The following is a 5,527-nucleotide window of genomic DNA, read 5'->3' as shown; positions in this document are numbered from 1 at the left end:
TAAGATAGAGAAGTTGCCCTTCGGGCCTGGTTGTGATGACTGGGTCGTGGGAGCATCCGATCCTTGAGAACTCAACAGCGTGCACTTGTCAAATGCCAAATAACCTCGATTCAGCTTCGGCTGGATGAGATTCCTTTGGATCAAAGACCAACCTCCTTGTGGGGTTGGCAACGGATAAAGTCAGCAATGATTTGTCTCTTTGGTCAGCATCAAACTCGCTGCGTCACCGTTTTCCCGGTGTCGTATGCATTTCTTTTTTACGGAGAGTTTGATCCTGGCTCAGGATGAACGCTGGCGGCGTGCTTAACACATGCAAGTCGAACGGTGAACACGGAGCTTGCTCTGTGGGATCAGTGGCGAACGGGTGAGTAACACGTGAGCAACCTGCCCCTGACTCTGGGATAAGCGCTGGAAACGGCGTCTAATACTGGATACGAGTAGCGACCGCATGGTCAGTTACTGGAAAGATTTATTGGTTGGGGATGGGCTCGCGGCCTATCAGCTTGTTGGTGAGGTAATGGCTCACCAAGGCGTCGACGGGTAGCCGGCCTGAGAGGGTGACCGGCCACACTGGGACTGAGACACGGCCCAGACTCCTACGGGAGGCAGCAGTGGGGAATATTGCACAATGGGCGCAAGCCTGATGCAGCAACGCCGCGTGAGGGATGACGGCCTTCGGGTTGTAAACCTCTTTTAGCAGGGAAGAAGCGAAAGTGACGGTACCTGCAGAAAAAGCGCCGGCTAACTACGTGCCAGCAGCCGCGGTAATACGTAGGGCGCAAGCGTTATCCGGAATTATTGGGCGTAAAGAGCTCGTAGGCGGTTTGTCGCGTCTGCTGTGAAATCCGGAGGCTCAACCTCCGGCCTGCAGTGGGTACGGGCAGACTAGAGTGCGGTAGGGGAGATTGGAATTCCTGGTGTAGCGGTGGAATGCGCAGATATCAGGAGGAACACCGATGGCGAAGGCAGATCTCTGGGCCGTAACTGACGCTGAGGAGCGAAAGGGTGGGGAGCAAACAGGCTTAGATACCCTGGTAGTCCACCCCGTAAACGTTGGGAACTAGTTGTGGGGTCCATTCCACGGATTCCGTGACGCAGCTAACGCATTAAGTTCCCCGCCTGGGGAGTACGGCCGCAAGGCTAAAACTCAAAGGAATTGACGGGGACCCGCACAAGCGGCGGAGCATGCGGATTAATTCGATGCAACGCGAAGAACCTTACCAAGGCTTGACATATACGAGAACGGGCCAGAAATGGTCAACTCTTTGGACACTCGTAAACAGGTGGTGCATGGTTGTCGTCAGCTCGTGTCGTGAGATGTTGGGTTAAGTCCCGCAACGAGCGCAACCCTCGTTCTATGTTGCCAGCACGTAATGGTGGGAACTCATGGGATACTGCCGGGGTCAACTCGGAGGAAGGTGGGGATGACGTCAAATCATCATGCCCCTTATGTCTTGGGCTTCACGCATGCTACAATGGCCGGTACAAAGGGCTGCAATACCGCGAGGTGGAGCGAATCCCAAAAAGCCGGTCCCAGTTCGGATTGAGGTCTGCAACTCGACCTCATGAAGTCGGAGTCGCTAGTAATCGCAGATCAGCAACGCTGCGGTGAATACGTTCCCGGGTCTTGTACACACCGCCCGTCAAGTCATGAAAGTCGGTAACACCTGAAGCCGGTGGCCTAACCCTTGTGGAGGGAGCCGTCGAAGGTGGGATCGGTAATTAGGACTAAGTCGTAACAAGGTAGCCGTACCGGAAGGTGCGGCTGGATCACCTCCTTTCTAAGGAGCATCTGACTCTTCGGAGTCCAGAACCCAGATCGAAGACGTTCGTTCTTCGCTGGGAGCTCATGGGTGGAACATTTGACATGGTGCGAAGGAAGAAGCTCTCGCTTAGTACACCGCTTGCGGTGGGAACGGGGAGGGTTTCGGATGTCGCACCTGCACGCTGTTGGGTCCTGAGGGACCGGATGCGATCTTCGGATCGTTTCTGTACCTCTGGGCCTCTTGTTGTTTCCCCTGTGGGGGTGGCGAGAAGGGGTACCGCCCGTACTTTGAGAACTACACAGTGGACGCGAGCATCTTGCAGCCGGCTTCGGTCGGTTGCACAAGATGATCTTAAAGATCATTAGTCAATTTCATGCCAGGCCTTCGTGCCTGGTGTCGATTCTGATTCAAACTCATGTGATTTCAAGTCTTTAAGAGCAAACGGTGGATGCCTTGGCATCTGGAGCCGAAGAAGGACGTAGCAATCTGCGATAAGCCTCGGGGAACTGATAAGCAAGTTTTGATCCGAGGGTGTCCGAATGGGGAAACCCCGCTGGGCGGCGTGCCGACCTAGTGACTCCCGCCTGAATATATAGGGCGGGTAGAGGGAACGTGGGGAAGTGAAACATCTCAGTACCCACAGGAAGAGAAAGCAACCGCGATTCCGTTAGTAGTGGCGAGCGAAACCGGAACAGGCTAAACCTAGCGTGTGTGATAGCCGGCAGGCGTTGCACGTTGGGGGTTGTGGGACTTTTCAGTCATCTCTGCCGAGATGGCGGCGTTACACGATGGTATAGACGAACGGTCTTGAAAGGCCGGTCATAGAGGGTGCCAACCCCGTAGTCGAAATGCCAACCGTGGCGCGAAGAGTATCCCAAGTAGCACGGGGCCCGTGAAATCCCGTGTGAATCTGTCAGGACCACCTGATAAGCCTAAATACTCCCAGATGACCGATAGCGGACAAGTACCGTGAGGGAAAGGTGAAAAGTACCCCGGGAGGGGAGTGAAATAGTACCTGAAACCGTTTGCTTACAAACCGTTGGAGCAGCCTTAGTAGCTGTGACAGCGTGCCTTTTGAAGAATGAGCCTGCGAGTTAGCGATATGTGGCGAGGTTAACCCGTTGAGGGGTAGCCGTAGCGAAAGCGAGTCTGAATAGGGCGATTCAGTCGCATGTCCTAGACCCGAAGCGAAGTGATCTATCCATGGCCAGGTTGAAGCGACGGTAAGACGTCGTGGAGGACCGAACCCACTTAGGTTGAAAACTGAGGGGATGAGCTGTGGATAGGGGTGAAAGGCCAATCAAACTTCGTGATAGCTGGTTCTCTCCGAAATGCATTTAGGTGCAGCGTTGCGTGTTTCTTGCCGGAGGTAGAGCTACTGGATGGCCGATGGGCCCTACAAGGTTACTGACGTCAGCCAAACTCCGAATGCCGGTAAGTGAGAGCGCAGCAGTGAGACTGTGGGGGATAAGCTTCATAGTCGAGAGGGAAACAACCCAGACCACCAACTAAGGTCCCAAAGCGCGTGCTAAGTGGGAAAGGATGTGGAGTTGCCTTGACAACCAGGAGGTTGGCTTAGAAGCAGCCACCCTTGAAAGAGTGCGTAATAGCTCACTGGTCAAGTGATTCCGCGCCGACAATGTAACGGGGCTCAAGCACGCCACCGAAGTTGTGGCATTGACATTATTGGTAGGCCTTCGTGGTCCAGCCGTGTTGATGGGTAGGAGAGCGTCGTGTGGCCAGCGAAGCGGCGGTGTAAACCAGCCGTGGAGGCTACACGAGTGAGAATGCAGGCATGAGTAGCGAAAGACGTGTGAGAAACACGTCCTCCGAAAGACCAAGGGTTCCAGGGTCAAGCTAATCTTCCCTGGGTAAGTCGGGACCTAAGGCGAGGCCGACAGGCGTAGTCGATGGACAACGGGTTGATATTCCCGTACCGGCGAAGAACCGCCCAAGCTAATCCAGTAGTGCTAAGTGTCTGAATCCCAGTGACTGATCCCTTCGGGGTGACGCGTTGGGCCTAGCGCACGACCCCATTCTGGTGCGGTTAGCGTATTAACAGGTGTGACGCAGGAAGGTAGTCCAAGCCAGGCGATGGTTGTCCTGGTGCAAGTGCGTAGGCCGAGAGATAGGCAAATCCGTCTCTCACATAGGCTGAGACACGATGCGGATAAAAAGTGGATGATCCTATGCTGCCAAGAAAAGCATCGACGCGAGGTTCTAGCCGCCCGTACCCCAAACCGACTCAGGTGGTCAGGTAGAGAATACCAAGGAGATCGAGAGAATCGTGGTTAAGGAACTCGGCAAAATGCCCCCGTAACTTCGGGAGAAGGGGGGCCTTCGACGTATTAGGACTTGCTCCGAAAGCGTTTGGAGGCCGCAGAGACTAGTGGGTAGCGACTGTTTACTAAAAACACAGGTCCGTGCCAAGTCGCAAGACGATGTATACGGACTGACGCCTGCCCGGTGCTGGAAGGTTAAGAGGACCGGTTAGCCGCAAGGCGAAGCTGAGAATTTAAGCCCCAGTAAACGGCGGTGGTAACTATAACCATCCTAAGGTAGCGAAATTCCTTGTCGGGTAAGTTCCGACCTGCACGAATGGCGTAACGACTTCCCAACTGTCTCAACCGCGAACTCGGCGAAATTGCATTACGAGTAAAGATGCTCGTTACGCGCAGCAGGACGGAAAGACCCCGTGACCTTTACTACAGCTTGGTATTGGTGTTCGGTGTGGCTTGTGTAGGATAGGTGGGAGACTGTGAAGCATGGACGCCAGTTCATGTGGAGTCATTGTTGAAATACCACTCTGGTCACTCTGGATATCTAACTTCGAACCGTAATCCGGTTCAGGGACAGTGCCTGGTGGGTAGTTTAACTGGGGCGGTTGCCTCCCAAAAAGTAACGGAGGCGCCCAAAGGTTCCCTCAACCTGGTTGGCAATCAGGTGTCGAGTGTAAGTGCACAAGGGAGCTTGACTGTGAGACTGACAGGTCGAGCAGGGACGAAAGTCGGGACTAGTGATCCGGCAGTGGCTTGTGGAAGCGCTGTCGCTCAACGGATAAAAGGTACCTCGGGGATAACAGGCTGATCTTGCCCAAGAGTCCATATCGACGGCATGGTTTGGCACCTCGATGTCGGCTCGTCGCATCCTGGGGCTGGAGTAGGTCCCAAGGGTTGGGCTGTTCGCCCATTAAAGCGGTACGCGAGCTGGGTTTAGAACGTCGTGAGACAGTTCGGTCCCTATCCGCTGCGCGCGTAGGAAATTTGAGAGGATCTGACCCTAGTACGAGAGGACCGGGTTGGACGAACCTCTGGTGTGTCAGTTGTTCCGCCAGGAGCACCGCTGATTAGCTACGTTCGGGATGGATAACCGCTGAAAGCATCTAAGCGGGAAGCCGGCCTCAAGATGAGATTTCCATACCTTCGGGTGAGAGGCTCCCAGCCAGACTACTGGGTTGATAGGCCAGATGTGGAAGTGCAGTAATGCATGCAGCTGACTGGTACTAATAAGCCGATGACTTGATAACACACCGTTTGTTGGTGCTACGCGTCCACTGAGTGGTTCTCGATGTACGGTCGAGAACCCTACAGACAACAATGATTTGTCTATAGGTTTGATTGAAACATCAATAGTGTTTCGGCGGCCATAGCGTGAGGGAAACGCCCGGTTTACATTCCGAACCCGGAAGCTAAGCCTCACAGCGCCGATGGTACTGCAGGGGGGACCCTGTGGGAGAGTAGGACACCGCCGGACTTCTTTTA

At 54.4% G+C, this 5,527-nt stretch carries 3 rRNA genes; all 3 read left to right on the top strand.

From position 1 onward, the window contains the following. Nucleotides 1–256 precede the first annotated feature (256 nt). The 3 genes from LQZ85_RS17785 to rrf all read left to right on the top strand — a co-directional run bounded on the left by LQZ85_RS17785 (nt 257) and on the right by rrf (nt 5,519). A 16S ribosomal RNA gene (locus LQZ85_RS17785) occupies nt 257–1,781 on the top strand. A gap of 406 nt (nt 1,782–2,187) precedes the next feature. Beyond that, nucleotides 2,188–5,292 (top strand): 23S ribosomal RNA (locus LQZ85_RS17780). A gap of 109 nt (nt 5,293–5,401) precedes the next feature. After that, nucleotides 5,402–5,519 (top strand): 5S ribosomal RNA (rrf, locus tag LQZ85_RS17775). Together the 16S, 23S and 5S rRNA genes form the textbook arrangement of a ribosomal RNA operon. The last annotated feature ends 8 nt before the right edge of the window (nt 5,520–5,527 follow it).

This window comes from Microbacterium sp. Bi98 (assembly GCF_918698045.1).
GTDB lineage: Bacteria > Actinomycetota > Actinomycetes > Actinomycetales > Microbacteriaceae > Microbacterium.
Note: the sequence above shows the minus strand (reverse complement) of the source record. Positions and strands in the feature narration are given on the sequence as shown.